The sequence below is a fragment of the Rhodococcus sp. OS5 genome, from assembly GCF_056837585.1.
The window spans coordinates 891,768-916,070 of record NZ_CM166368.1 but is presented as its reverse complement, the minus strand read 5'-3'; the positions used below and the strand labels follow the sequence as shown (position 1 = coordinate 916,070).

The window sequence follows — 24,303 nt, the reverse complement described above, 5'->3', positions numbered from 1 at the left end:
ATGTAAGATAACCTACCAAGCACTTGCTAGGTAGCGTGTCAGGTAGGAGTCCAGTGACCGAACAACCGAGAACCATCCCATCAGCCCTCATCCGGGCCGCCGAGGAGTTCGGTGAGCGCGCGGCTATCGCCGATGGCGACACCCGACTGACCTTCGCACAGCTGCATCAGCGCGTCCGCGATTTCGCCGGCGCACTGATCAACCGTGGGGTAAAGGCAGGCGACCGCGTCGTCATCTGGGCGCCCAACACGTACCACTGGGTGATCGCCCTGCTCGGCGCTCAGTACGCCGGCGCAGCCATCATCCCGATCAACACGCGCTACACCGGCACCGAAGCACTCGACATCATCGAGCGCGTCGACGCAGCTGCCCTGGTGGTCGTCGGCACGTTCCTCAAGGCCGATCGGTACCAGCAGTTGCTCGACGCCAATCCGGACCTGAGGATCCCCACCGTCATCCAGGTACCGATCGACGGGGACGACGACCGTGACGGCGTCATCGAGTTCGAGGACTTCCTCGCGCTCGCCACCGACGCCGCCCGCACCGAAGCCGACGCGCGTGCTGCGAAGGTGCAGCCAGACGACGTCAGCGACATCCTCTTCACCTCCGGCACCACGGGGCGCAGCAAGGGCGCGATCACCGCGCATCGTCAGTCCATCGCTGTCGCCAAGTCGTGGGGTGAATGCGCCGAGGTCACCGCCGACGACAACTTCCTCATCATCAGCCCGTTCTTCCACACCTTCGGGTACAAGGCCGGAATCCTGGTCTGCCTGTTGAACGGTGCGACGATCGTGCCGGTGTCCGTCTTCAACATCGACGACACCCTCGCATTGGTCAGCAGCGAGAAGATCAGCATCCTGCCCGGCGCCCCGACGATCTACCAGACCATCCTCGATCATCCCCGCCGCAGCGAATACGACCTGTCCTCGCTCCGCATCGCGATCACGGGCGCAGCACCCGTGCCGGTTGCTCTCGTCGAGCGCATGCAAGCAGAGCTTTTCGACGCCGTCCTCACGGCATACGGTTTGACCGAGGCAGTGGTTGCGACCATGTGCCGCACCGACGACGACCCGGTCACCGTCTCCACCAGTTCCGGCCGCGCGACAGCCGATTTCGAGGTCAAGATCGGCGACCAGGGTGAGATCCTGCTTCGTGGACCGAACGTCATGCTCGGATACCTCGACGACCCCGAATCCACCGCCAAGGCAATCGACGCCGACGGCTGGCTGCACACCGGAGACGTCGGAACCCTCGACGAGCGCGGATATCTCGACATCACCGACCGTCTGAAAGACATGTACGTCAGCGGCGGATTCAACGTCTACCCCGCCGAGATCGAGGGCATGTTGGCTCGCCTGCCCGGCGTCCACGAGTCTGCTGCCATCGGCATCCCCGATCACCGGATGGGAGAGGTGGGCCGCGTCTACATCGCCCAACTCGACGGTGCCGGCCTCACCGAAGAGTCGGTAATCGCCTTCCTCAAGGAGAAGATCGCAGGCTTCAAGGTGCCCCGCGAGGTGCGCTTCGTCGATCACCTGCCCCGTAACCCTTCGGGCAAGGTCCTCAAAACGGTTCTGCGCGAGGAACAATCATGACCGTTCCCTTCGAAGCCGACGTCGTGACCTACGAGGTTCGTGACTCGGTCGCCGTCGTGACCTTGAATCGACCCGACTACCGCAACGCCCAGAACTCGGTGGTCACGTACGCCCTCGACGCGGCATTCCAGCGCGCCGTCGAAGACGACGAGGTGAAGGTGATCGTCCTGGCAGGCAACGGACCTCACTTCAGTGCCGGTCACGACCTGGGAACTCCGGGACGCGACCATCACGTCGAGTACGAGAACAAGGCCACCATGTGGTGGGATCACGTCGACAAGCCAGGCGGTGACCAGCGTTTCGCCCGCGAGATGGAGGTCTACCTGGGCATGTGCCGCCGTTGGCGGGAGATCCCCAAGCCCACCATCGCGATGGTGCAAGGCGCCTGCATTGCCGGCGGGCTCATGCTCGCCTGGGTCTGCGACATGATCGTCGCGGCCGACGACGCCTTCTTCTCCGATCCCGTTGTCCGCATGGGCATCCCCGGCGTCGAATACTTCGCGCACCCGTGGATGGTCGGTTCACGATTCGCCAAGGAAATGCTCTTCACCGGCGATAGGTTCACCGCGCAACGTGCATACGAAATCGGCATGGTGAACCGCGTCGTCGCCCGCAAGCATCTCGAGAAGGAGACGTTCGAGCTCGCCGGACGTATCGCCGAGATGCCGCGCTTCGGACTGGCTTTGACCAAGAAGGCCGTCAATCAGTGCGAGGATCAGATGGGGATGCGCAACGGCATCGACTCCGTCTTCGGTCTGCATCACTTCGCTCACGCTCACAACGCCGAAGTCGGCAAAGACTCGCTTGGTGGACTCGACGCCAAAGCTATGGCTGCCAGTGCTCGCGCACCGCAGGAAGGAACAAACTAGTGGATCTCGTATTCGACGACGCCACAACCGCATTCCGTGACGAGGTTCGCTCGTTCCTGGAAGCGAATGTGCCCGCAACTCCCCTGAAGTCGATGGATACCGCCGAAGGCTTCGAAGAGCACCGTCAGTGGGAGCACACTCTCGCCGACGCCGGCTACGCCGTCGTCTCCTGGCCCAAGGAACTCGGCGGACGCGATGCATCCCTGCTCGAATGGGTCATCTTCGAGGAGGAGTACTACCGCTCGGGGGCGCCCGGCCGCGTCAGCCAGAACGGCATCTTCTTGTTGGCTCCCACACTGTTCGAGCATGCAAATGCCGAGCAGTTGGCTCGCATCATGCCACGCATGGCTCGTGCCGACGACATCTGGGCCCAGGCCTGGTCCGAGCCCGAATCCGGTTCCGACCTCGCTAGCCTGCGTTCGAGTGCGAAGAAGGTCGACGGCGGCTGGCTGCTCAACGGGCAGAAGACGTGGAGCTCACGCGCGAGTTACGCCGACTGGGGCTTCGGCTTGTTCCGCTCCGATCCGGATGCGCAGCGCCACAAGGGCATCACGTATTTCATGTTCGACCTCCGGTCGAAGGGTGTCACCGTTCGCCCGATCGATCAGCTCGACGGTGAGCCCGGCTTCGCCGAGATCTTCCTCGAAGACGTCTTCGTTCCGGACGACCCGGCCAACCCAGGTGAGTCGGGTGTGATCGGAAACGTCAACGAAGGTTGGCGGGTCGCGATGAGCACCGCGAGCAACGAGCGTGGTCTCTCGCTGCGCAGCCCCGGCCGCTTTCTCGCCACCGTCGACCGCCTGCTCGAGCTGTACAAGTCCAGCGGACGCACCGACGACAGCGCTTTGCGCAACCAGGTCGCCGACGCCTGGATCGGCGCTCGCGCTTACCAACTCAACACATTCGGCACCGTCACCCGTCTGGCCGACGGTGGACAGCTCGGCGCCGAGTCCTCGATCAACAAGGTCTTCTGGTCCGAGTGGGATATCGCCACCCACGAGACTGCTCTCGAACTTCAGGGCCCTGAAGCCGAGTTGGCCGACAACTGGATGGACGGATACCTGTTCTCCCTGTCCGGCCCGATCTACGCAGGCACCAACGAGATTCAGAAAAACGTCATCGCTGAGCGTCTGCTCGGCCTACCGAAGGCGGACCGATGAGATTCGCGCTCGACTCCTCCCACCAGGACTTCGCTGCAAGCATCGATGCGCTGCTGACCAAGTCCGACATGCCCGCCGTCATCCGTTCGTGGAACGACGGTGACACCGAGCCGGGCAAGAAGCTCTGGCAGCGCCTCGCCGAGACCGGCGTCAACGGTCTCGTCATCTCCGAAGAGCACGACGGACTCGGCGCCGACGCCGTCGACCTGGTCGTTGCGCTCGAACAGCTCGGTCGGCACGCAGTACCCGGACCGGTCGTCGAAACGATCGCCGTGGCGCCGACGCTCCTGGCTTCCGTTGCACCGGAACGTCTCTCTGCTCTCGCCGAGGGTTCGCTGGCAACCGTCGCAGCTCCCCCGCGCACACCGTTCGCGCTCGACGCCGATGCGGTGGATCTGGTTCTGCTAGCGCAGGACGGTGCCGTATCACTCGGCGTCCCTGGCGAAGCCAAGGCATCAGTGGATCTCTCCCGCAAGCTCTACGAGGTTTCCGCCGGCGAATCACTGGGCTCCGCCGACTTCTCGGCCGCCTTCGACATGGGCGCTCTTGCCACTGCCGCGCAGTTGCAGGGCCTGGGACAGACACTGCTCGAGGTCACCACCGAATACGCGAAGCAGCGCAAGCAGTTCGGCAAGGTCATCGGACAGTTCCAGGCCATGAAGCACCACCTGGCCGAGGTTGCCGTCTCCCTCGAGATGGCTCGCCCCCTGCTGCACGGCGCCGCACTGTCGGTTCGCGATCAGTCGGCCGACGCCTCGCGTGACATCTCTGCGGCCAAGGTCGCGTGCGGGGATGCTGCGTACAAGGCCGCTCGCGTCGGACTCCAGGTTCACGGCGCCATCGGCTACACGATGGAACACGATCTCTCCTTGTGGCTCACCAAGGTACGGGCGCTGCTCACCGCGTGGGGCACACCGTCCGAGCATCGCGCACGCGTCGTCGAAGCGCTGGTTGCATCATGAGCATCGACACCGAAGACCAGGCAGCATTGCGCGCATCGGTACGCGATCTCCTGAGCAAGCATTCCGACTCCGCTGCCGTCCGCGCCGCCATCACCACAGAGATCGGCTACGACGCCGCTTTGTGGAGCAAGCTGTGCGAGCAGATCGGCGTCGCCGCGTTGGCGATTCCGGAGGAGTTCGACGGCGTCGGAGCAGGTTTGGGCGAAGTACACGTGGTCCAGGAGGAATTGGGCCGCACGCTGACCCCGTCACCGATGCTGGGTTCGGCGATTCTTGCCGCACAGGCACTGCTGCTTTCCGGTGACGACGACGCATGCTCACGACTGCTGCCCGGTGTCGCGTCCGGCGAGAGCACGCTGGCCCTGTGCTGGGCAGGTGCCGCGGGTTGGAGCACCTTCGGCGTCGAGGCAACCGAAGACGCGTTGACCGGCACGGCGTCGTACGTCCTCGACGGACACGTCGCAGACACCCTGCTCGTTCTCACGGCCGACGGGTTCTACGAAGTGGATCCAGCGGCCGAAGGCGTCTCCCGCCGACGCGTCCCCACCATGGATCCGACGCGAACGCTGGCGGAGGTCACGTTCTCCGGTGTTCGTGGTCGGCCACTGGAGTGGTCCGAAGATCTGGTCGATCGGATCCGAACCGTCGTTCTGATCGCCTTGTCTGCTGAACAGGTGGGAGCGGCCGCAGCGATCGTCGAACAGACTGTGGAATACACCAAGTCGCGCAAGCAGTTCGGTCGCGCGATCGGTTCTTTCCAGGCCCTCAAGCATCGGATGGCCGACATGTACACGTTGGTCGAGACGGCGCGGTCGATGACGTACGCCGCCGTGGCGACGCAGTCGGCGGACGACGCGGCAGTGGCGAAGGTCTACTGCTCGGAAGCCTTGCAGCAGATCACCTCCGAAGCGGTTCAGTTGCACGGCGGAATCGCAATCACCTGGGAGCACGACGCTCAGCTGTACTTCAAGCGCGCACACGGCAGCGCTCAGCTTTTCGGTCAGCCGAGCACCTACCTGCCGAGCCTCGCGCAGGCAGCGGGCCTCTAGGAGACGTCGGTGCTTGTTCGCTCGGGATTGCGAGCGAACAAGCACCGTCTCGTTCGGTCTGAACCAGACTTCAGCTCTCTGCAGGAGCGACTAACCCGTTCTCGGGTATTGACAGTCCTGATGGTGAGATTTCCTGAAACTGCATGTTCCGCCTCAGTTCGATTGCTATCCGTTCCCGTGAGCTGGCCGAAAGCTGCTTTTCTATCAGCTTGTTAAGTCTCACCGGATCCGGTTCGAACCGTTCAGCTTCTTCACGCACTCGCCAAGTCGCTTTATCCCCAGGATCCGCGAAGGTGACGACCCCAATTCCGTGAGAACTGGCAACTGTGCGAACTTCTCGAAGCGGTCTCTTGAGTGCATCCGTGAGATACGTAGGGATATGGAACGCGACAACAGCGTGCGTCGAGGCCCGACGATGCGCAAGCGCTTCGTACACCGCTGTGACATTGACTTGATCGAAAGGCTTCACCTCAACGGTTGTGGCCTCCAGAAAGATTCCAGGTACGTAGTCGAATCTACGTACCGAGATTGTCACAAGATCTGAGCGTGACCACGTACCACCGGTGCTTCGCTTACCTTGATTAGCGACGTCGTCGACCGTCAGTGGCGCCACGCCGGATTTGCGGAGTGGAAGCTCCCGCAGCACATCGACCATCGGTGCGTAGAGGTTTAATTCCCGGACCCTGAACGGCACCGTCAGCGTCGTAACTGACTCGTCGTCGTCCTGGTCTCTCGTAGAAGATTCCCGAACCACGCTTCCACCCCGGCCGCCTGCTTTACGGACCAGGTTCTTGGCCACCAAAGAATTTGCAGCAGTTCGATACCGCTCTTTGCCGAAACTTGCCTTCTGCCTGAGCTTGCCGTTACCAAGGGTATCTCCGTTTGAAGAAAGCAATTCGAGCAGAAGAGCCTCGTCCAAAGTCAACTGCGGAAGCGACACTTTTTTCCCCGATTCTCGCGTTCAATGGGCCGACCTATTGCGACCGGTCTGAATGTATTCGACCAGCTGCGCCTGCGTAAGCCAGTTGCAAGTAGCAGTCACCCACTGAGCGGAACATTCCGCTGTCTCGCACCCTCCGGTAGCGCAGAATCGGTCACCAGACAGCTGTCCATCCCACAGACCGGAGTTTTCTCGTGAATCGATTCGACGACAAGCGCGTCCTCATCAGCGGCGCAGGATCCGGAATCGGCCAGGCCACCGTTGCCCGCATCCTGGCAGAAGGTGGCACCGTCGTCGCCGCCGACATTTCCGAGACCGGCCTCGAACAGACGCTGAACACCGCGAAGGACGCAGGACACTCCGATCGCCTGACCACGGTGAAGGTCGACATCTCCAGCGAAGAGTCTGTTCGCGAACAGGTCGGCGCTGCGATCAAGGCTCTGGGCGGGCTCGACGTGCTGGTCAATGCGGCGGGCATTCTGCGCTCCGCGCACACCCACGAGATGACACTCGATTTCTGGAACACCGTCATCGGGGTCAACCTCACCGGAACATTCCTCATGACGAGGGAGTCCCTGCCGGCACTGCTCGAAAGCGGAGCAGGCGTCGTGGTCAACTTCAGTTCCACATCGGCGACCTTCGCCCACCCGTACATGACGGCATATGCGGCGTCGAAGGGTGGAATCCAATCCTTCACGCACGCACTTGCACTCGAGTACAGCAAGCAGGGCCTTCGCGCCGTGGCCGTCGCACCCGGCAGCATCGCTTCGGGCATGACCTCCGATCCCGGCTTCCCGGCCGACATCGACTTCACGCTGCTCGGCAAGCTGGCCCCGGCAATCGGTGAGGGTTTCGCGCCCCCGTCCGCCGTCGCCGGCGTGATCGCGATGCTCGCTTCCGAAGACGGCTCGTTTGTCACCGGAACGGAAATCCGCATCGACGGCGGCACGCATATGTGACCACTTGCTGTGCGCCTTTATTAACCCCCGGCGGTTAATAAAGGCGCACAGCAGCGAGGCGGCATACTTATCTCGTCGTCCGGAACCGGTCCGGCGGTACGACGTGCGGTGGGGAGCCAGCGGTGAGCGAGTCAACAGGCACTACGAACCTCGAGCCCGTGCTGATCAGTCCCGTCGTCGGCGGAAAGATCCGCACCTGGTCCGAGGACGAGACCCGCTTGTGGAGCGTCGACGATCCCGCGGCGCTCGGCGCACTGTTGGGACGCGGTCTCGTAGCCCGTACGACCCTGCCGGACAACAAGTTCCGAGAAATTGCGTTTCTGGATACCCAGACCCAGGCCCTCACTGTGCAGCCGCGCTTCGCTTCCCCTGACAGCACTGCACTTGCCGCACCGTTCAAGCTCACCGAGGCGTCGGCCCCGACGTCCGACGCTTGGGAAGATCTCGAATCGGTACTCGCGTCGATCGCGATCTCCGCTGCTGGACGTGGCGAATTCTGGCTCGCGGAACTCGGCGGGTGGGATTCTCCGCACGAGCCGAACTGCCTCTTCACGATCGTCGACGAATCGGGACTGGCCAACGCGGTCATGGAGGCCACCCCCGCGCCCGCCGGAACCGGCGTCTGGCCGGAGGTTCCGAGCGGACAAACCGGCGTTTCCGTTTCGGCACCAGCCTCACAGGACACCATCGAGGCTGCCGGAATCTTCGCGGTATCAGCGATCGAGACGTGGGGCGTCACACCGTGGGACATCAACCTCACTTTCGGCAAACTGGTCGATTTCGCCTGATCAGCGGCGCCGACACGCGGCGGTGAGTTGTACGTCTCCCCTCAGCCGACGGCTCACGGTTCGTCACAACACGCCCGATGGCGACGACATCGGGCCCCTCGGTGGGCATACTGAGGGAACTGGGGTTACTCCCGGTCACAAATACCCGTGGATCCGCGTCGGGGCGGGTGCGGTCCGACAACACGCGAGCAGCCACAGACACTGGCGGCTCCGAAAGGTTCAATCATGGCAACCGACCAATTGCAGACGGTTGTATTGCACGGCGACCAGCTCAAATACGTCGACCAAGGCAGTGGCCCCGTTGTGGTGCTCATTCACGGCCTACTGGGCGCGCACTCCAATTGGGAGCCGCAGATCGAGACACTCTCGCGCCACTACCGTGTCATCGCTCCTGACCTCTTCGGACACGGTGCGTCGGACAAGCCTGCCGGCGACTACTCACTCAGCGCTCACGCCGCCACTGTGCGTGACCTCCTCGAGGCCCTCGACATTCCGTCGGCCACCCTCGTCGGCCACTCCCTCGGTGGTGGGATCGCGATGCAGACGCTGTATCTCTTCCCCGAGCGTGTGGAGCGGCTGTGCCTGGTAGCCAGCGGCGGACTCGGCCCCGAGGTGAGCCCACTCCTGCGCGCAGCAACTCTGCCCGGCAGCGAACTGGTACTTCCCGTCCTCGCGTCCCGGACGCTGACCGACGTGACAGACAAAGCGCTCGGACTTTTCAACAAGATCGGCCTGTTCAAGCTCGGTGCCAGCGCGAGTGAGGCCCGTAAGAGCTTTGCTTCGGTATCGGACGCGTCGACGCGTCAGGCATTTCTGGCGACGGCACGATCGGTCATCAATTACAACGGTCAAACCGTCAATGCCACTCCGCATTTCGCCAACTTCAAGAATCTGCAGGCACTACTGGTATGGGGTGAGGAAGACACCATCATCCCCAACGCCCACACCGAGAACGCTCGCGCCGAACTACCGCTGGGGCGGGTGGAGATCTTCAAGCGCGCCGGACATTTCCCGCACCTTGACTACCCGGATCGCTTCGACCGTGTCTTCTCCGAATTCATGACGGACTGCGGAGTCGGTATCGGCACCGGACCCAAGGCCGTCAGCAGCTGAACTAGCGCCCCGCAACCAACTCTTCGAGGTAGCTCGCCACGCCGTCCTCGTCGTTCGTGGGCAAAATTCGGTCGGCGAGCTCGATGACCTCGGTTCTGGCGTTGGCCGGCGCCAGAGCTGTTCCGGCCCAGGTCAGCATCGCAACGTCGTTGAAGGCGTCACCGGCTGCGGCCACTTCTGACGCGTCGATGCCGTCGATCGCGCACAACTGCGCGAGAGCGCTGGCCTTCGAGACGCCCGCTGCAGCCATTTCCATGTACGGGGCGCCGGAGTGGGTCAACTCCACACCCTCGATGCCCGCAGCGACCGCAGTTCGGTACAGGTCGGCGCTGGGAACCTCGGCATGCCGGGCCACGATCTTGACCATCGGCTCCACGTCCAGCGGCAGCGTATCGGCGAGCACCATCTCGTGCAGGTGCCGGTGATGGTCCGCGAACTCGCACAGAGCGGCATACTCCGGCTCGGCAAAGAACTGCGTGGGTCCGACGTTCGCGAACACGACGCCAGGAATCAGAGCACGAACCTGCTCCATAGCTGTTGCAGCCAAAGATGTTTCGATCGAAACGGTGTCGACGATCTCCGGAGTCCCGTCCGCCAGGTCGAGAATGACAGCTCCGTTGGCACACACAGCTTTACCGCGAAATCCGCACGAGCTCGCCAACGTGTGTACCGAATGCCTGGCCCGGGCCGTCGCCCACACAACTTCGATCCCCGCGAGCCGCGCGTTCTCCATGGCCTGCGCGGTGCGCGCCGAAATCGTTCGGTCGGAGCGCAGCAGGGTGCCGTCGAGGTCGGTTGCGAACATACGAATACGGGTCACCAGACAATGATGGCAGTCCGTTCGCAGCCCTCACCAACTACGTGACATGGGCCGTTGCTCTGTCAATTACTTGCTTGGGCCTCGAGAAGGTGCCGACGCATCTCACCGAAGACCACACCCAGCCGCTCGACATCTCGCGGGCTCAGCAGGTCGAACATGCTCTCCCGTACAGCGGCCACGTGCGCCGGGCTTGCCGACGCCAATTTCTCGGCACCCGAGTCGGTCAGCTCCGCATTAGCGCCCCTCTTGTCGTCGACACACTCGACCCGGCGCACCCACCCGGCACCGACCAATCGATTTACGGCCCTGGTCACACCACTTCGGGTAGCCATCACAGCGTCGGCGAGCTCACTCATGCGCAGTTGCCGGCCGGGCGCTTCGGCGAGAGCGACCAGCAGTTCGAAATCGGTGAAGGAAATGTCGGAGTCTCGCACCAACTGCTGATCGAGCACACGCTGCAGCAGTCGCGTCGAGTCCAGATACGCCCGCCAGGCCGATTGCTCCGAGTCGGTCAACCACCGCACTGATTCCATAACGCCAGCATATCCGAAGTAGTTGACAACAAAATCAAATGAGCTATTCTCGATGTAGTTGATCAGTCAACTACTTGTTCGAAGTGAAGATTCAACCGGGAGGCGGGCGCCATGAGCGACAACAACGCAGTGCAGTTCGAGGAACGCCGGGCCGAGATCAGGGATCGACATCTGCTCCCCGCCGACAAACGACCCGCATCGACCGCACGCGGCCTGCACCATACGGCCCTGATCAGCAGTGACGTCGAACGAACCGTGAAGTTCTACCAGGATCTCCTCGGATTCCCACTCACCGAGTTGATCGAGAACCGTGACTATCCCGGGTCGTCGCACTTCTTCTTCGACATCGGCAATGGCAACCTTCTGGCCTTCTTCGACTTCCCGGTCTCGACGTGGGCCCGTACCAAGAAGTACTCGGCGGCCTCCACCACATCGCGATCAGCGTCGAACCTGCCAAGTGGGCGAAGCTGCGCACCCAACTGACCGAGGCCGGCGTCGAACTGATCGAGCACAGCGAGGTCTCGTTGTACTTCCGCGATCCCGACGGCGCTCGACTCGAGCTGATCGCCGACCCTCTCGGCGAGATGTACGGCAATCACGTCCTCTGAAAACTTGCTCTCCCCCATACCATTCGGAAGGCACACCATGACCTCCACTCTGTCGCAGCCGAACCTCGATATCCGTCGATCCGGGGATCGTTTCAAGTCCAATGCCGGCTGGCTGGACTCGAAGCACTCGTTCTCGTTCAGCAATCACTACGACCCGAAGAACACTCACCACGGTCTTCTTCTGGTGAACAACGACGACATCGTCACGCCGGGAATGGGATTCGACACCCATCCCCACCAGGACATGGAGATCGTCACCTGGGTACTGAGAGGTTCTCTCGTACATCAGGATTCGATGGGTCATTCGGGTGTCATCTACCCCGGTCTAGCCCAGCGGATGAGCGCCGGAACGGGCATCCTGCATTCGGAGAAGAACGATTCGTGGCGACTCGGTGACGTGGCGGGTGCGCATTCCGACAAGCACAGCGACCCGGTTCACTTCATCCAGATGTGGGTCATCCCCGACGAAGCCGGAATCACCCCCGGCTACGAGCAGTTGGAGATCGACGCCGAATTGCTTGCCGGTGGACTGGTTCCCGTCGCCTCCGGCATGGACGCGTACGCCGATCACTCGGCAATCCGGATCAAGAACAAGTACGCCGCGATGCACGTTGCGCGTCTGCAACCCGGACAGCCCGTGACCCTGCCCGACGCACCGTTCCTGCACGTTTTTGTCGCCGACGGTCAGGCCGCCATGGAAGGCGTCGGAGTGCTCGAACAAGGTGACGCGGTACGCGTGTCCGGCGGCGGAGGTCAGCAGATCAGCTCCGATACCGGGGCAGAGGTCATCGTCTGGGAAATGCACGCCACCGTTTCGCAGGGATGACATGAAGCCCTTCTCGTACGACGCTTCACCGGCTCGAATTGTCTTCGGCCAAGGGATGATCGATACGATCGCCGAAGAAGTGCGGCGGCTCGGCCGTAGCCGAGTGATGGTGCTGGCAAGTCGTCGACTCGACGCGGTTGCCGCCGCCGTGACCGAATCTCTCGGCGACATGGCGGTGGCCCGCTTCGACGGCGCTTTGATGCATACTCCGATCGAAGTCACGACAGCCGCGCTGAGACTTGCCGAGAACCATCACGTCGACACGGTCGTCGCGATCGGCGGTGGTTCGGCAACCGGGTTGTCCAAGGCATTGGCACTACGAGCGGGGTTCGATCAGATCGTCGTTCCGACAACGTACGCGGGATCAGAAGTCACTCCGGTGTTGGGTGAAACAGAGAACGGACGCAAGACAACTCGCTCCTCTCCCCACATCCGACCGGAAACCGTCATCTACGACGTCGACCTCACTCTCGATCTGCCGCTGGATACCACCGTCACCAGCGCCGTCAACGCGATGGCGCATGCGGTTGAAGCGTTGTACTCCACCGAGTCCAACCCGATCACGGACTTGATGGCGATCGAGGCGATCTCCGGGATCGCCCGTGCGCTGCCGAGCATTGTCGATGATCCGAAAAATCTGGAAGGTAGGGCCGAACTACTGCAAGCAGCCTGGTTGGCCGGAACCTGCTTGGGCACGGTCGGTATGGGGCTTCATCACAAGTTGTGCCACACCCTCGGTGGCAGCTTCGGTTTGCCGCATGCTCCCACCCACACCGTTGTCCTTCCCCAGGCAATGGCGTTCAACGCGCCTGGCGTCCCGGAAGTCATGTCTCGAATAGCGACTGCCTTGGGTGTATCCGACGCCGCCACCGGCGTTTTCGACCTCGTCACCTCGTGCGGCGGACCGACCTCTCTGCGAGAGGTGGGAATGAGTCACGATCAGATCGGCCGTGCAGTCGAACTCGCGAACGCCGCCGCTTATCCGAACCCGCGTGAGATCACCCCGGCAGGCCTGAGCGAACTCCTCGAGAACGCCTGGTCCGGGCGTCGACCCGCCATCAGGTGAGAACGAATCAGGCAGTACCGCCTCGCGGCCTGACATGTTCGAAGATCAGAATCGTCTCGGTCGCAGCAACCGCCGGATGCGCCGAGAGATTGTTGACAACGAAGTCACGCAACTGCGCCGAATCCGTCGTTGCGACGTGCAGCATGTAGTCGTCGACACCGGCAACGAAGTACACGTTGAGCACCGAGTCCAGCTTGGCGAAATCGTCGCCGAGCCGGCTGAGGTGCGACCGTGCGTTGGCCTGCAGTCGAACTGCGATCATCGCCTGCAGATCCATTCCGAGAGCGGCGGGGTCGATGTCCGCATGGAATCCCCTGATCACGCCGTTGTCCACCAAGGCGCGCACACGTCCGAGGCATGTCGACGGCGCAATTCCCGCGATCGCGGCCAGCGCATTGTTCGGAATCCTCGCATCCTTCGCCAGCTCTTCGAGCAGAACCCGGTCGATCTCGTCCAACTTCATTGCTGCCCGAACATGCTTCGGCGAGGCAGCCGTCTGAATACCGATTTTTGAACTTTCACGCACCATACATACAGCGTAGAGAATTATCTTCACTTCTCTTCACTATCTGGCGACGAAACTTCATGCTTGGCACCTGCCATTCGAAGAAACAACAGACTCAGTTCGGAGCCGTGTCATGAAGGTCGGAATCCCCCGCGAGATCAAAAACCACGAGTACCGCGTGGCCATCAGCCCAGCAGGCGTCCACGAACTGGTCGGCCGAGGACACGAAGTCGTCATCGAAACGGGTGCAGGCGTCGGCTCCTCGTTCAGTGACGAGGATTTCAAGGCCGCGGGCGCGCAGATCCTCGGATCTGCCGATCAGGTCTGGACGGACGCAGATCTACTCCTGAAGGTCAAAGAACCTATTGCAGAGGAGTATTCGCGACTTCGTAAGGATCAGGTTCTCTTCACCTACCTGCACCTGGCGGCGTCGAAGGAATGCACCGACGCGCTCCTGACGTCGAAGACCACCTCCATCGCCTACGAAACAGTTGTCGGTTCCGACGGTTCACTGCCCCTCCTCGCCCCGATGAGTGAAGTAGCCGGACGCCTGGCACCGCAGGCGGGCGCCTATCACTTGATGCGTCACGGCGGCGGACGCGGAGTTCTGATGGGCGGCGTCCCCGGAGTGCGCCCCGCCAAGGTCGTGGTGATCGGTGCGGGAGTCTCCGGCAAGAACGCCATCGCCGTGGCCTACGGCATGCAAGCCGACGTCACCGTTCTCGACCTGTCGATCGCGCGCCTGCGGGAAATCGACGAGCTGTACCACGGCCAGGTCAAGACCATCACGTCCAACAGCCTCGAACTCGAACAGGCAGTACTCGACGCCGACCTGGTCATCGGCGCAGTGCTGGTCCCCGGGGCGAAGGCGCCGACTCTCGTCTCCAACAGCCTGGTGGCGCGTATGAAGCCGGGTTCTGTCCTGGTCGACATCGCCATCGACCAGGGCGGCTGCTTCGAGGATTCACACGCGACCACGCACGCCGATCCGACGTACCAGGTTCACGGTTCGGTCTTCTACGGCGTTGCGAACATGCCCGGAGCGGTCCCCCGTACGTCCACCTACGCACTCACCAACGCGACGCTTCCGTACGTCGTCGCCTTGGCCGACAAGGGGTGGAAGGACGCGGTCGCGACAGTTCCCGGCCTGGGGTCAGGTCTGAGCACACACAACGGCCTGCTCCTGTCCGACAGTGTTGCAGCGGCGCATGGGTACTCGGCTACCACTCTCTGACCCAGGCAGCTCTGACCCAGGCAAGGACAGCTCGAGATCGCTAGCCTTGATCCATGAGCATTCCTGACATCACGCTGAATTCCGGAACCACGATCCCGCAACTCGGCCTCGGAGTCTGGCAGGCCACCAACGACGAAACCGAGCATGCAGTACGGTTCGCACTCGACGAGGCCGGCTACCGGCACATCGACACCGCTGCCGCCTATGGAAACGAAGAGGGCGTCGGACGAGGTATCGCCAACTCGTCCGTCGCGCGAGAGGACATCTTCCTCACCACGAAGCTGTGGAATGCAGATCAGGGCTACGAGCCGGCGTTGAAGGCTTTCGACACCAGCATCGACAAGCTCGGCGTCGACTACGTCGATCTCTACCTCATCCACTGGCCTCTGCAGGACAACGACCGACTCCTCCGCACGTGGGACGCACTCGAAAAGATCGCGGAATCGGGCCGCGCCAAGGCAATCGGGGTGTGCAACTTCGAGCCGCATCATCTGCAGCTTCTCGTCGAACGCGGTGGATTGTTGCCCGCAGTCGATCAGGTGGAACTGCACCCGCACCTCACGCAGCAGGCCATTCGCGACAAAGCCGCCGAGCACGGGATCAAGGTCGAATCGTGGAGCCCACTCGGCGGTACCAGTAACGCAGGTTGGGGTAAGGCGTCCAAGCCCAACACCCTGCTCACCGACCCGATCATCACTCGAATCGGTGACCGCCACAGCAAGACTGCCGCGCAGGTCCTGATCCGTTGGCACCTTCAGAACGGCCTGATCGTCATCCCGAAATCCGTACACGATGCTCGAATCGCTCAGAACATCGACGTATTCGACTTCGAACTCACCGATCTCGACCTGAGCGAAATCGATACGCTCGACGACGGTACCCGCGTCGGCGCGCATCCCGATGAACTCAACATCGGTGCACCGAACTGATCAAGCCGCTCGTTTGGTGGGGCGAAGCGCATCGAATCCGTTTCGCCTCACCATCGTTCCGAGGGTCTTCCACCACGGCCGAGCCGGATCCGGCTCGCTTCCGTCGCCCATCCGGTGCAGCTGATCGGTATGCCACTGCAGGTCGAGTGCACCGTCGAGCATCGAGATGTCGGCAACCTTCCCCAACAACTTCCGCGCTCCGAACTCAACAGTCGGCACGGTCAATCGTTCCCGATCCGATTCCAGGAGAACGGTTGCCGCGTCGGGGATCGTGATCGTCGGCCGGCCGAGGCCGATCACGTCGCACGCGCCGGAAGCCAGTGCCTCGACCATCGCCGATCGCGAGCGGAAGCCGCCGGTGACCGCCAAGGGAATGTCGCCGGCAATCGCTCGGACTGTCTCGGCGTACTCGAGGAAATATGCCTCTCGATCGCGAGTGCTCTGCTTCTGCGCTTTACCCATCATGGCCGGCGATTCATAACTGCCACCGCTGATCTCGATGAGATCCACCGACTCTTCGGTCAACGCGCGCACTACTTCTCGCGACTCGTCTTCCGAGAATCCACCTCGTTGGAAATCAGCCGAGTTGAGCTTGACCGAGACCGCGAATCCCGGAGCAACGGCAGAGCGTATGCGCCGAACGATCTCGATCAGAAAGCGTCGTCGACGCTCAGGATCTCCACCCCACTCGTCCGTCCGCTGATTGGACAAGGGCGAAAGGAACTGCGCAACAAGATAACCGTGCGCTGCGTGTATCTGCACGCCCCCGAAGCCGGAGGACTCGGCGACGCGAGCGGTTTCCGCGAACTTGTCGATGATCTCGTCGATCTCAGCGGTCGAGAGTTCTCGCGGCGTCGCCATTCCCGGAATCTTCAGCGCGATCGCGCTCGGGGCGACCGGTCTACCTCTGCTGGCAATCGGGTTGGATTGCCGCCCTGGGTGGTTCAGCTGCATCCAGATCTCGGCGCCGCCGTTCTTGGCGGTCTTGGCCCAGGCAGTCAGTGCTTCGGCATCACGATCGTCGTCGACGACGACATTACCCGGTTCGGCGATCTGCGATCGATCGACCATGACATTGCCGGTGATCAGCAAACCGAACCCGCCACTGCCCCAACGACCGTACAGCGTTTCCAAGCGAGTGGACGGTCCATGAGTGCGGTCACCCAGAGCCTCGCTGAGCGCAGCTTTCATGGTCCGATTCCGCAGGATCTGCCCGCAGGGCAAAGTCAACGATTCTCCGAGTGTGGTCATGGATGCCTCTCGTATGAAGGGAAGAAAGTCAATGGCGTGGCGCAGAACCGAAGTGCCGCTTGGTATCGCGCACGAAGCTCGAGAAGATCAGTGAGTTGACCGGTAGCCCGCCACGCACCGCGAGCGACAGCTTCGGACGCGGCGAGAATGCAAAATTCCACTGCAGTCTCGAACCCACTGCGAGCTCATCGACGCGGTAGTCCTCCGCGAAGGATTGGAACAGCGGAACATTGGACTGTTCGACGTAAAACGAGTGCCGACGCGTTTCGTCGTCCCAGGTGATGAACTTTTCGCGCATCTGCATCGCACCACCGCCCACCTCCGCGATTCGGCGCGTGCCGACGCCGTAGGGGCGCGGCGAGGTGTAGTGCACTTTGGTGAGCAGCCGGCACCACGACAGCGGTTCGTCCGCGGTCAGACCAGCCCAGACGTCATCCGGTTCGGCGGTGAGGTCGATCGAGTACGTGAAGATATGCGGTGCCGTGTCGAAGAAATCGACACCGACCGGTTCGAGGTCGAACCAATGTGTCATCGCCTACTCCTGCCCAATTAGCCGTTACATGAAGTTACGGATACTTGACGACCGAAGTCAACCCCCGAAGGCTCAGCCGGACCAAGCCTCAGAACGAGAGAGCCCCTGCAGTGAAGCGATGACCTGTTCGAGCGGCTCGATACTTCGAGTCGTCTGGCACACCGCCACCGCACCTTCGACCGACGTGATCGTCAGGTTTGCCATCGATTTTGCCTGCACTGCAGGATAACCCGCAGTTTCGAGTTGCGATTCGATCAACTTCTGCCATCCCAGCATGACCTCAGCCGACACTTCCGCGACTTCTGGCTCACTGGCACGCGCCAACCCGCCGGCAATCACCGGGCAGCCGATCGCGAAGTCCGAGCGTGTGAGATTGAGTCGCCAGATGTCTCCGACCGCTTCGATCACGTCGGCCGTGGAACCGGTAGCCGCAGCCGAGCTGATCCGTCTGGTGATGATCGCACCGGCCGCGCGCACGGCTTCGACCATCAACTCGGTCTTACCGCCAGGAAAGTGGTGGTAGATCGACCCACGGGGTGCGCCGCTGTGCTTGATGACGTCGCTGAAGGACGTCGCGTCGACACCGTTGCGGCTGATCAGTTCAACCGCACTGCGAATCATGCGATCACGTGAGCTCAGCTCTGCCATGTCACAGATCCTTCGGCCGTCGGTACACCTGTCGACTCATACGCTACGTTATGTATGACGACCTACATAGTGATGGGATGAAACAATGAGTGACGAGACAACCGCGACCGTCGATCCGGCGCAGATGACAGGCCTCGAACTTCTCCGCTGGATGGGAACCCAGGTCAACGACCGACCCAGCATCGGACGCCTCCTCGGCATGGAGATGCGCGAGGTCAACGAGGGATCCGTCAGCTTCGCCCTGACCCCGCGCGCCGATTTCAGCAACCCGCTCGGCACTGTGCACGGCGGCATCTGCGCAACGCTGCTCGACTCGGTCATGGGCTGCGCGGTACACACGATGCTTCCCGCGGGCGTCGGCTACACGACCCTCGAACTCAAGCTCAACTACATCCGCACTGTGCCTCTCGACGGTGACGAGCTGACAGCCCACGGCAGTGTCATTCACGTGGGCGGGCGTACCGCGACGGCAGAGGGCAAGGTCTTGGACAAGAACGGCAAGTTGGTGGCGCACGGAACTACGACGTGCATGATTTTCCGCTGAGCCGACGGAGGATGGCGAAAATGTAGCCGCGCCCGACGTGAGCAGGGTGCGAGTGCCGATGTACGATCGGCTCGTGACCCTGCTCACTGCGCACCTCTGGTGGCCCGACCGCTGACGGTCAGCCGCAACTGCGTGCTGCCCGGACCGATATCGGGTGGTCCAGCAGGCTCCTCTCAGGATCCCCGATCCGGCAAATGCCGTACGCGTCGTCGCTACGACCGCCAAGATCAGGTACCGAATCCACGAAGGAGAGTTAGTTGACCACCACCCCACTCAACCGTTCGCTCGAGCCTTTGGGCGTCTCCATCCCGTCGAAAGTGCCGACGCACTGGTACAACCTGGCGGCTGACCTCCCCGAGCCTGTTCCCCCGCACCTGCATCCGGGCACTCGTGAGCCGCTCGGCCCCGAGGACTTGGCGCCGCTGTTCCCGATGAACCTCATCGCGCAGGAAGTCGCAACCGAGCGCTACATCGAGATCCCGGAGACGGTTCGCGAGATCTACGGCATGTGGAGGCCCTCTCCCTTGTTCCGCGCGCACCGACTCGAGCGCGCTCTGGGCACACCTGCCCGCATCTACTACAAGTACGAAGGCGTGAGCCCGGTCGGTTCACACAAGCCGAATACTGCTGTCGCGCAGGCTTACTACAACGCAATCGAGGGAACCACCAAGCTCACCACCGAAACCGGTGCGGGACAGTGGGGTGCGTCGCTGTCGTTCGCGGGCGCGCTGCTCGGACTCGACGTCGAGGTATGGCAGGTTCGCTCGTCCTTCGATTCGAAGCCGTACCGACGCATCCAGATGGAGGCGTACGGCGGAATCTGTCACCCGTCGCCTTCGGACCTGACGGAAGCCGGACGCGCACTGTTGAAGTCGCATCCCGACACCACCGGCTCGCTCGGTATGGCCATCAGTGAGGCCGTCGAGGTCGCTGCGCAGGATCCGAACACGCACTACTCACTCGGTAGCGTGCTGAACCACGTCATGCTGCACCAGACCGTGATCGGTCAGGAAGCAATGGTCCAGCTCGAAGAAGCCGGCGACGCCGTCCCCGACACCGTGTTCGGTTGCGCCGGTGGCGGTTCCAACCTCGCCGGACTCACCTTCCCGTTCCTGGGACGAAACCTTCGCGAAGGCACCAAGACTCGTCTGGTCGCCTGCGAGCCGTCGGCATGCCCGTCCCTCACCCAGGGCGAGTACCGCTACGACTTCGGTGATGTCGCCGGCCTGACGCCGCTGCTCAAGATGCACACTCTGGGTAAGGATTTCGTACCGCCGGCCATCCATGCCGGTGGCCTCCGCTACCACGGCATGTCGCCGATGGTCTCGCACGCGGTCAACCTCGGACTCATGGATGCAATTGCCGTCGATCAGGACGACGCACTCCAGGCAGGTCTGATTTTCGCCCGCGCCGAAGGAATCATCCCGGCTCCGGAATCAACCCACGCGGTTGCCGGCGCTATCGCTCACGCCCGTGCCGTCACCGAACCCGAGGTGATCGTGATCGGGCTGTCCGGCAACGGTCAGTTGGATCTTCCGGCGTACTCGCCTTACGTCTGACGCCGTCGGTGTGGTGGTCTCGTGCGTACGAGGCCACCACACTTCGTCACACCGAGCACGTGGGCTCGATCTCGCGATCGACATCGTGCCGGCCGTCCGCGAAACGAACCGATCAGTTTGATCGATCGGTTACGGTCTTTCGATGCAGCTTCGGTTGAAGGAACATTGGAAACTGGTCGCACTCGGACTGGCATTGCTCGTGGCGATCGCGTTCATCGTCGTATCGGTAATCTCCGACTCCAGTGATGCGGCATGGCCGAAGCAGAAGACAGGCGGTCCGATCGTCGAGCAAGGCGTTGTCGACGTAGACCTCTCCGATCCTCCGCAACAAGCCTGGGAACTCGATGTCCGAGCGCTCACGGACAACCCCGGGGACGTGCTGCTGTCGATGCCTTCCACGCTCGATAGCTACTACGGCTACGGCAACACGTACCAAGTCGGTGACGTGCTGGTGGCCGCGACTGCTTATCCGCTTCCCAAGACCGACGAGTCTTCGTCGAGTCAGGGAGTCGGTGCCGTCACACTCGTCGGGGTGAATCCCGACGACGGAAGTCCGCTGTGGAAAACGCGAATCGGCGGAGTCATCGGCCAGTGCAGTCAGCAGAACGAATCCACGATCATCGCGTGCTGGGGCGATCGACGGATGATCTTTGTCGATACCGCGACCGGAACTCTGATGTCCGACCTCGGAACCGACTTCGATCTCAATGGCGCCACCATCGCCGGAGACACCGTGTACACGTCCGGCGAAAGGATGGACGGAACGGTTCGAACACGAATTCTTGCCAGCGGCACCACAACCAATTTGACGGCCAACTTCGTGCGTACCTTCGAACCAAGTGAGAAGTTCGGGGCCGTCTACACGGTCCCTCACACCGACACTGTCATTGCGATGGAACAGGGCGACGGCGGGGACCCGCAGTACCGCTATCGAATCTACGATCTGCAGTCCGGCGCCGAACGATTCCGATTCGAGGGCGATTCGCTTGTCCCTACCGGGAACGGATTGTTCCTCACCAGTGTCGGCGGCCGGTCGGGATATGCCGGAACCCAAAACCTCTTGGCTTCCGACGGATCCACGATTCGTGCGATACCGATTCCCTCGTACTCATCGTCGTCCTACCCGAGTAAGCCCTCGACGGCGGTGCCGATGTTTCTCGGCGACGGCGCCTACGATCCGGAGTCGGGTGACGAACTCTGGCGCAGTTCACAAATCGTCAACACCGCGACGGCCGGGACAGGAAGCACCATCGCCGCAGTGGTAGGAAAAACAATCCTCGTCACGTCGCCGGAGACCCGCACAATCTCGGGTCTCGACGTCGAGAGTGGCCGACAACTGTGGCAAACACCCTGGCAAGACGCGTACTGGGTTCGAAGCGGTGCGACTGATGGCGATCACTTCGTCTTCAGCGACTACACCGGCATGCATTCGATCAGGGCTCGCGACGGAAAGATGATGTGGTCGGTCCCCCTTCCGCCAGAGGTCGATCCGCGCGGAGTCGTCGTCTCGAATGCCGGCAAAAACGTGTCGTTCTCCTGGCAAAACCACTTCACCGTTTGGCGATAGGCCGGCAACATCACCGGTTCAGTGTCGTACTGACCAGCCGGCTCAGCAACCAGCAAATGGATAGACGTACAGCCTCGATGGCCACAATCCAGTCTGGCGCGTTTGTTCAATTTCGGGGGAACGATCTCGAACAACTGCATGTATCTCCGCGACTCCGACTTCGGAAAGATCAGACCAGACCTGCGGTGAAGGGGTGCATACGAATCGCACCGACTCAGGTATCTGATCCAATCCAACCATAAAGGGAGCCAACGGGAATGGACGCTAGATCCCCTGTTTGCAGTCGGCAACAAATAGTCCAGTTCGCGCGCGAACATCTGCGTACCGGGGGACCGAACTCAGACCAAATTCGTCGTCATTTCGGTTTGCAAAAACGCGCCTTCTTCACACAGCTCGACACCCATCTCGACGATTCTGCACTTTCAATGCCCGAAAAAGTTGCGCTCCGCCGCATCTGCCGACAAGAAAATAGAAGATGCCCGATCAAACGTATGAACGTCTCAGCAGGTCAAGCCAACCCACCCCGGCCGATGTACGACGCGCTTCCTTTCCCACCCCGGAATCATCCCGCTTGACGATCGAAAGCCGCCAACTACGTTGAGCCGCTTGATTCTTCCGCAGTCCCCTCTTCTCGGATCGGGATCATCGGAGATCCAACAGCCGCGCGACTTTCAGGCTCAAATGCAAGGCCAACCGGTCGTCGCCGTTTGCCAAGTCTGCTCGTGTTATCTCCTGAATTCGCCGCAAGCGATAGTACAAGCTCCCTCGATGCACACAGAGCGCCTCTGACGTTCGCTTTACGTCACCGGCATTGTCCAAAAAACTCTCCAGCGTCGCGAGAAGAGCCTCACTTTTCGAGTCCTCATGGCTGAGCAAGGACTGCAAACCTGAGTGAATACTGTTCTCGAGTCGATCCTCCGACAGTTCGGCCAGAAGTCCGTAGACGCCGAGATCCCGATAACGCACAACATTTCCGAGCACCTTGACGACCTGGGCCACATCTGCGGAACGTCTGGACTCTTCGTAGGATTCGCGCACGTGTGCAACCGAGGTTCGCGGTTCACCGATACCGACCCAACATTCGATGTTCTGGCGCCCACTTTCAGACAAGACTCGCTCCCGGGCTGCCACGATCAGCGAGACCAGATGGGTTTGAGTCGAGCGTTCGGCCACCGATACGATCAACAGACTGTGGTCGGGGCGGTCGAGTTGGATTGCACTGTTCCGCGGGAGCCTCCGACGAAGCTGATCGACGCCGACGGCAACACTCAGACGATCTCTTTCGGTCAATGTCGACTGGTCGCCAGGACGGAGCAACACAGTGACCACGACTGCTGGACCCGCAGCCAACAAGCCCTCCTCGGCCAACCTGTTTGCCGCGTCCTCGCGCAGCGACCGCTCGCCCGACAGGACGTCTCGAGTAAGTTCCCGCTCCCGACTTCGGGACAACTCGTCCAGCAACTGTTCGCGGTGGAGGATCATCGCTGCCGCATCAGCCGTGCGCCTCAAGACCTCGGCTTGATCCTCGTCAACTTCGCCCTCCGAAGTCAACAGCCAGACGAAGCCCAGCAGCGCATTGCGGTATCGGATCGGCATCCCGACCCGGCCAAGGGTCAGCCCTAGTTCTTCGTTGACGGGAACAGTGAAGAGATCGAGGGCTTCACGGCCTCCACTCGCGTAGATGAAGTCTACGATCTCGCGTGAAACATTCCGCTGTAGAACGGAATTCATTCTGACTGAATCGACGGCACTGTCATGCGAGTTGTACGCGAGCAGACGAATCTGTACATCATCGATCGCAACGGAACGGTCCAGTCGGCGCCCGGTAGTGTCCACCAAATGCTGCAGTTCTCCGACCATGGTCGAACTGTACGAGCCCCCTCTCCGGTTTGCAACATATGCCCAAATTTCTACGTAGAAAATTGAACACATGACAGTGATGCAACTAACTTTTACACCATAGGCTCGCTTCATGCCAAGCACCCGAGACCCGTGACGTCTTCACTCGGTCCGCAAACCGGCAGAAGTGGCAGCGACGAGATCTGTTGCAGCCGTGGGATTTGCGTAATGGGGAGCGAGGCCGGCCGGCACGATCTCCCTCAGACGAAGTCGCCTCCGACCCGAAATCGACAAACGACCTTCGGTCGCCAGTTCAACATCGAATCCCACCGACCTCTTTCAATGTCGAATACCTCGAATGACATCGGTGACCGTGATATCGCAAAGCCGTTGCCATTCAGCATATC

23 protein-coding genes and 1 pseudogene are annotated in these 24,303 nt (G+C 61.7%); 16 read left to right on the top strand and 8 right to left on the bottom strand.

Features of this window, described 5'->3' with window-relative positions; translation table 11 throughout:
* The first annotated feature begins 53 nt into the window (after positions 1–53).
* Genes ACVZUB_RS04280 through ACVZUB_RS04260 form a run of 5 tightly spaced genes read left to right on the top strand, consistent with a single transcriptional unit; the run spans position 54 to position 5,635 of the window.
* Positions 54–1,595, top strand: a complete 1,542-nt coding sequence (locus tag ACVZUB_RS04280) for a FadD3 family acyl-CoA ligase (protein ID WP_007734186.1) — start codon at positions 54–56, stop codon at positions 1,593–1,595.
* Positions 1,592–2,464, top strand: coding sequence for an enoyl-CoA hydratase (locus ACVZUB_RS04275; RefSeq protein ID WP_007734183.1), 873 nt, complete (start codon positions 1,592–1,594; stop codon positions 2,462–2,464). Before ACVZUB_RS04280 ends, ACVZUB_RS04275 begins: the two co-directional genes overlap by 4 nt.
* On the top strand, positions 2,464–3,624 hold the full coding sequence (locus ACVZUB_RS04270) for an acyl-CoA dehydrogenase family protein (RefSeq protein ID WP_007734181.1): 1,161 nt from the start codon (positions 2,464–2,466) through the stop codon (positions 3,622–3,624). The genes ACVZUB_RS04275 and ACVZUB_RS04270 overlap by 1 nt, the downstream gene beginning before the upstream one ends.
* Positions 3,621–4,586, top strand: a complete 966-nt coding sequence (locus tag ACVZUB_RS04265; RefSeq protein WP_007734178.1) for an acyl-CoA dehydrogenase family protein — start codon at positions 3,621–3,623, stop codon at positions 4,584–4,586. The genes ACVZUB_RS04270 and ACVZUB_RS04265 overlap by 4 nt, the downstream gene beginning before the upstream one ends.
* The gene (locus ACVZUB_RS04260; RefSeq protein ID WP_021332412.1) at positions 4,583–5,635 is read left to right on the top strand and encodes an acyl-CoA dehydrogenase family protein; all 1,053 of its coding nucleotides are present in this window, start codon (positions 4,583–4,585) and stop codon (positions 5,633–5,635) included. The genes ACVZUB_RS04265 and ACVZUB_RS04260 overlap by 4 nt, the downstream gene beginning before the upstream one ends.
* Positions 5,636–5,705: 70 nt before the next feature.
* Here ACVZUB_RS04260 and ACVZUB_RS04255 read toward each other — a convergent pair whose 3' ends face one another.
* On the bottom strand, positions 5,706–6,575 hold the full coding sequence (locus ACVZUB_RS04255; RefSeq protein WP_003945836.1) for a hypothetical protein: 870 nt from the start codon (positions 6,573–6,575) through the stop codon (positions 5,706–5,708).
* A 194-nt stretch (positions 6,576–6,769) separates the two neighbouring features.
* Here ACVZUB_RS04255 and ACVZUB_RS04250 point away from each other — a divergent pair, with 194 nt between their 5' ends.
* The 3 genes from ACVZUB_RS04250 (at position 6,770) to ACVZUB_RS04240 (ending at position 9,435) form a co-directional block, all read left to right on the top strand.
* Entirely contained in the window at positions 6,770–7,534 is a 765-nt protein-coding gene (locus ACVZUB_RS04250) for an SDR family NAD(P)-dependent oxidoreductase (RefSeq protein WP_042449451.1), read from the top strand.
* A 122-nt stretch (positions 7,535–7,656) separates the two neighbouring features.
* Entirely contained in the window at positions 7,657–8,322 is a 666-nt protein-coding gene (locus ACVZUB_RS04245) for a hypothetical protein (RefSeq protein WP_482628165.1), read from the top strand.
* A gap of 225 nt (positions 8,323–8,547) precedes the next feature.
* A complete protein-coding gene (locus tag ACVZUB_RS04240; RefSeq protein WP_007734173.1) occupies positions 8,548–9,435 on the top strand; it encodes an alpha/beta fold hydrolase in 888 nt (295 codons plus the stop codon).
* Position 9,436: 1 nt separating this feature from the next.
* On the opposite strand, the gene ACVZUB_RS04235 is transcribed toward ACVZUB_RS04240, so the two are convergent.
* Positions 9,437–10,255 (bottom strand): HAD family hydrolase, encoded by an 819-nt coding sequence (locus ACVZUB_RS04235; RefSeq protein ID WP_031332850.1) that lies wholly within the window; start codon positions 10,253–10,255, stop codon positions 9,437–9,439.
* A 62-nt stretch (positions 10,256–10,317) separates the two neighbouring features.
* Positions 10,318–10,788 carry a MarR family winged helix-turn-helix transcriptional regulator gene (locus ACVZUB_RS04230; protein WP_063315015.1) on the bottom strand — a complete coding sequence of 157 codons (471 nt, stop codon included), beginning with the start codon at positions 10,786–10,788 and terminating at the stop codon, positions 10,318–10,320.
* A 111-nt stretch (positions 10,789–10,899) separates the two neighbouring features.
* On the opposite strand from ACVZUB_RS04230, the pseudogene ACVZUB_RS04225 reads away from it, so the two are divergent.
* The 3 genes and pseudogenes from ACVZUB_RS04225 (at position 10,900) to ACVZUB_RS04215 (ending at position 13,288) form a co-directional block, all read left to right on the top strand.
* Positions 10,900–11,396: pseudogene (locus ACVZUB_RS04225) on the top strand (VOC family protein).
* Between the two features lie 37 nt (positions 11,397–11,433).
* Positions 11,434–12,222, top strand: a complete 789-nt coding sequence (locus ACVZUB_RS04220; RefSeq protein ID WP_054188065.1) for a pirin family protein — start codon at positions 11,434–11,436, stop codon at positions 12,220–12,222.
* 1 nt (position 12,223) lies between these two features.
* Positions 12,224–13,288 (top strand): maleylacetate reductase, encoded by a 1,065-nt coding sequence (locus ACVZUB_RS04215; RefSeq protein ID WP_063315016.1) that lies wholly within the window; start codon positions 12,224–12,226, stop codon positions 13,286–13,288.
* A gap of 7 nt (positions 13,289–13,295) precedes the next feature.
* Here ACVZUB_RS04215 and ACVZUB_RS04210 read toward each other — a convergent pair whose 3' ends face one another.
* Positions 13,296–13,817, bottom strand: a complete 522-nt coding sequence (locus tag ACVZUB_RS04210) for an Lrp/AsnC family transcriptional regulator (protein ID WP_058227650.1) — start codon at positions 13,815–13,817, stop codon at positions 13,296–13,298.
* 109 nt (positions 13,818–13,926) lie between these two features.
* On the opposite strand from ACVZUB_RS04210, the gene ald reads away from it, so the two are divergent.
* Positions 13,927–15,027, top strand: a complete 1,101-nt coding sequence (ald, locus tag ACVZUB_RS04205) for an alanine dehydrogenase (RefSeq protein WP_063315017.1) — start codon at positions 13,927–13,929, stop codon at positions 15,025–15,027.
* 53 nt (positions 15,028–15,080) lie between these two features.
* Positions 15,081–15,956, top strand: coding sequence for an aldo/keto reductase (locus ACVZUB_RS04200; RefSeq protein WP_063315018.1), 876 nt, complete (start codon positions 15,081–15,083; stop codon positions 15,954–15,956).
* On the opposite strand, the gene ACVZUB_RS04195 is transcribed toward ACVZUB_RS04200, so the two are convergent.
* The 3 genes from ACVZUB_RS04195 to ACVZUB_RS04185 form a co-directional block, all read right to left on the bottom strand.
* A complete protein-coding gene (locus ACVZUB_RS04195) occupies positions 15,957–17,207 on the bottom strand; it encodes an NADH:flavin oxidoreductase/NADH oxidase family protein (protein ID WP_007734160.1) in 1,251 nt (416 codons plus the stop codon).
* 28 nt (positions 17,208–17,235) lie between these two features.
* The gene (locus ACVZUB_RS04190) at positions 17,236–17,739 is read right to left on the bottom strand and encodes an SRPBCC family protein (protein ID WP_042920475.1); all 504 of its coding nucleotides are present in this window, start codon (positions 17,737–17,739) and stop codon (positions 17,236–17,238) included.
* A gap of 72 nt (positions 17,740–17,811) precedes the next feature.
* Entirely contained in the window at positions 17,812–18,387 is a 576-nt protein-coding gene (locus ACVZUB_RS04185) for a TetR/AcrR family transcriptional regulator (protein WP_003945856.1), read from the bottom strand.
* Positions 18,388–18,472: 85 nt separating this feature from the next.
* On the opposite strand from ACVZUB_RS04185, the gene ACVZUB_RS04180 reads away from it, so the two are divergent.
* The 3 genes from ACVZUB_RS04180 (at position 18,473) to ACVZUB_RS04170 (ending at position 22,057) form a co-directional block, all read left to right on the top strand.
* Positions 18,473–18,931 (top strand): PaaI family thioesterase, encoded by a 459-nt coding sequence (locus ACVZUB_RS04180; protein WP_003945940.1) that lies wholly within the window; start codon positions 18,473–18,475, stop codon positions 18,929–18,931.
* 257 nt (positions 18,932–19,188) lie between these two features.
* Positions 19,189–20,490, top strand: a complete 1,302-nt coding sequence (locus ACVZUB_RS04175; protein WP_003945451.1) for a TrpB-like pyridoxal phosphate-dependent enzyme — start codon at positions 19,189–19,191, stop codon at positions 20,488–20,490.
* Between the two features lie 142 nt (positions 20,491–20,632).
* Positions 20,633–22,057 (top strand): outer membrane protein assembly factor BamB family protein, encoded by a 1,425-nt coding sequence (locus tag ACVZUB_RS04170; RefSeq protein ID WP_482628164.1) that lies wholly within the window; start codon positions 20,633–20,635, stop codon positions 22,055–22,057.
* A gap of 642 nt (positions 22,058–22,699) precedes the next feature.
* Here ACVZUB_RS04170 and ACVZUB_RS04165 read toward each other — a convergent pair.
* On the bottom strand, positions 22,700–23,917 hold the full coding sequence (locus ACVZUB_RS04165) for a PucR family transcriptional regulator (protein WP_007734149.1): 1,218 nt from the start codon (positions 23,915–23,917) through the stop codon (positions 22,700–22,702).
* Positions 23,918–24,303: the final 386 nt, after the last annotated feature.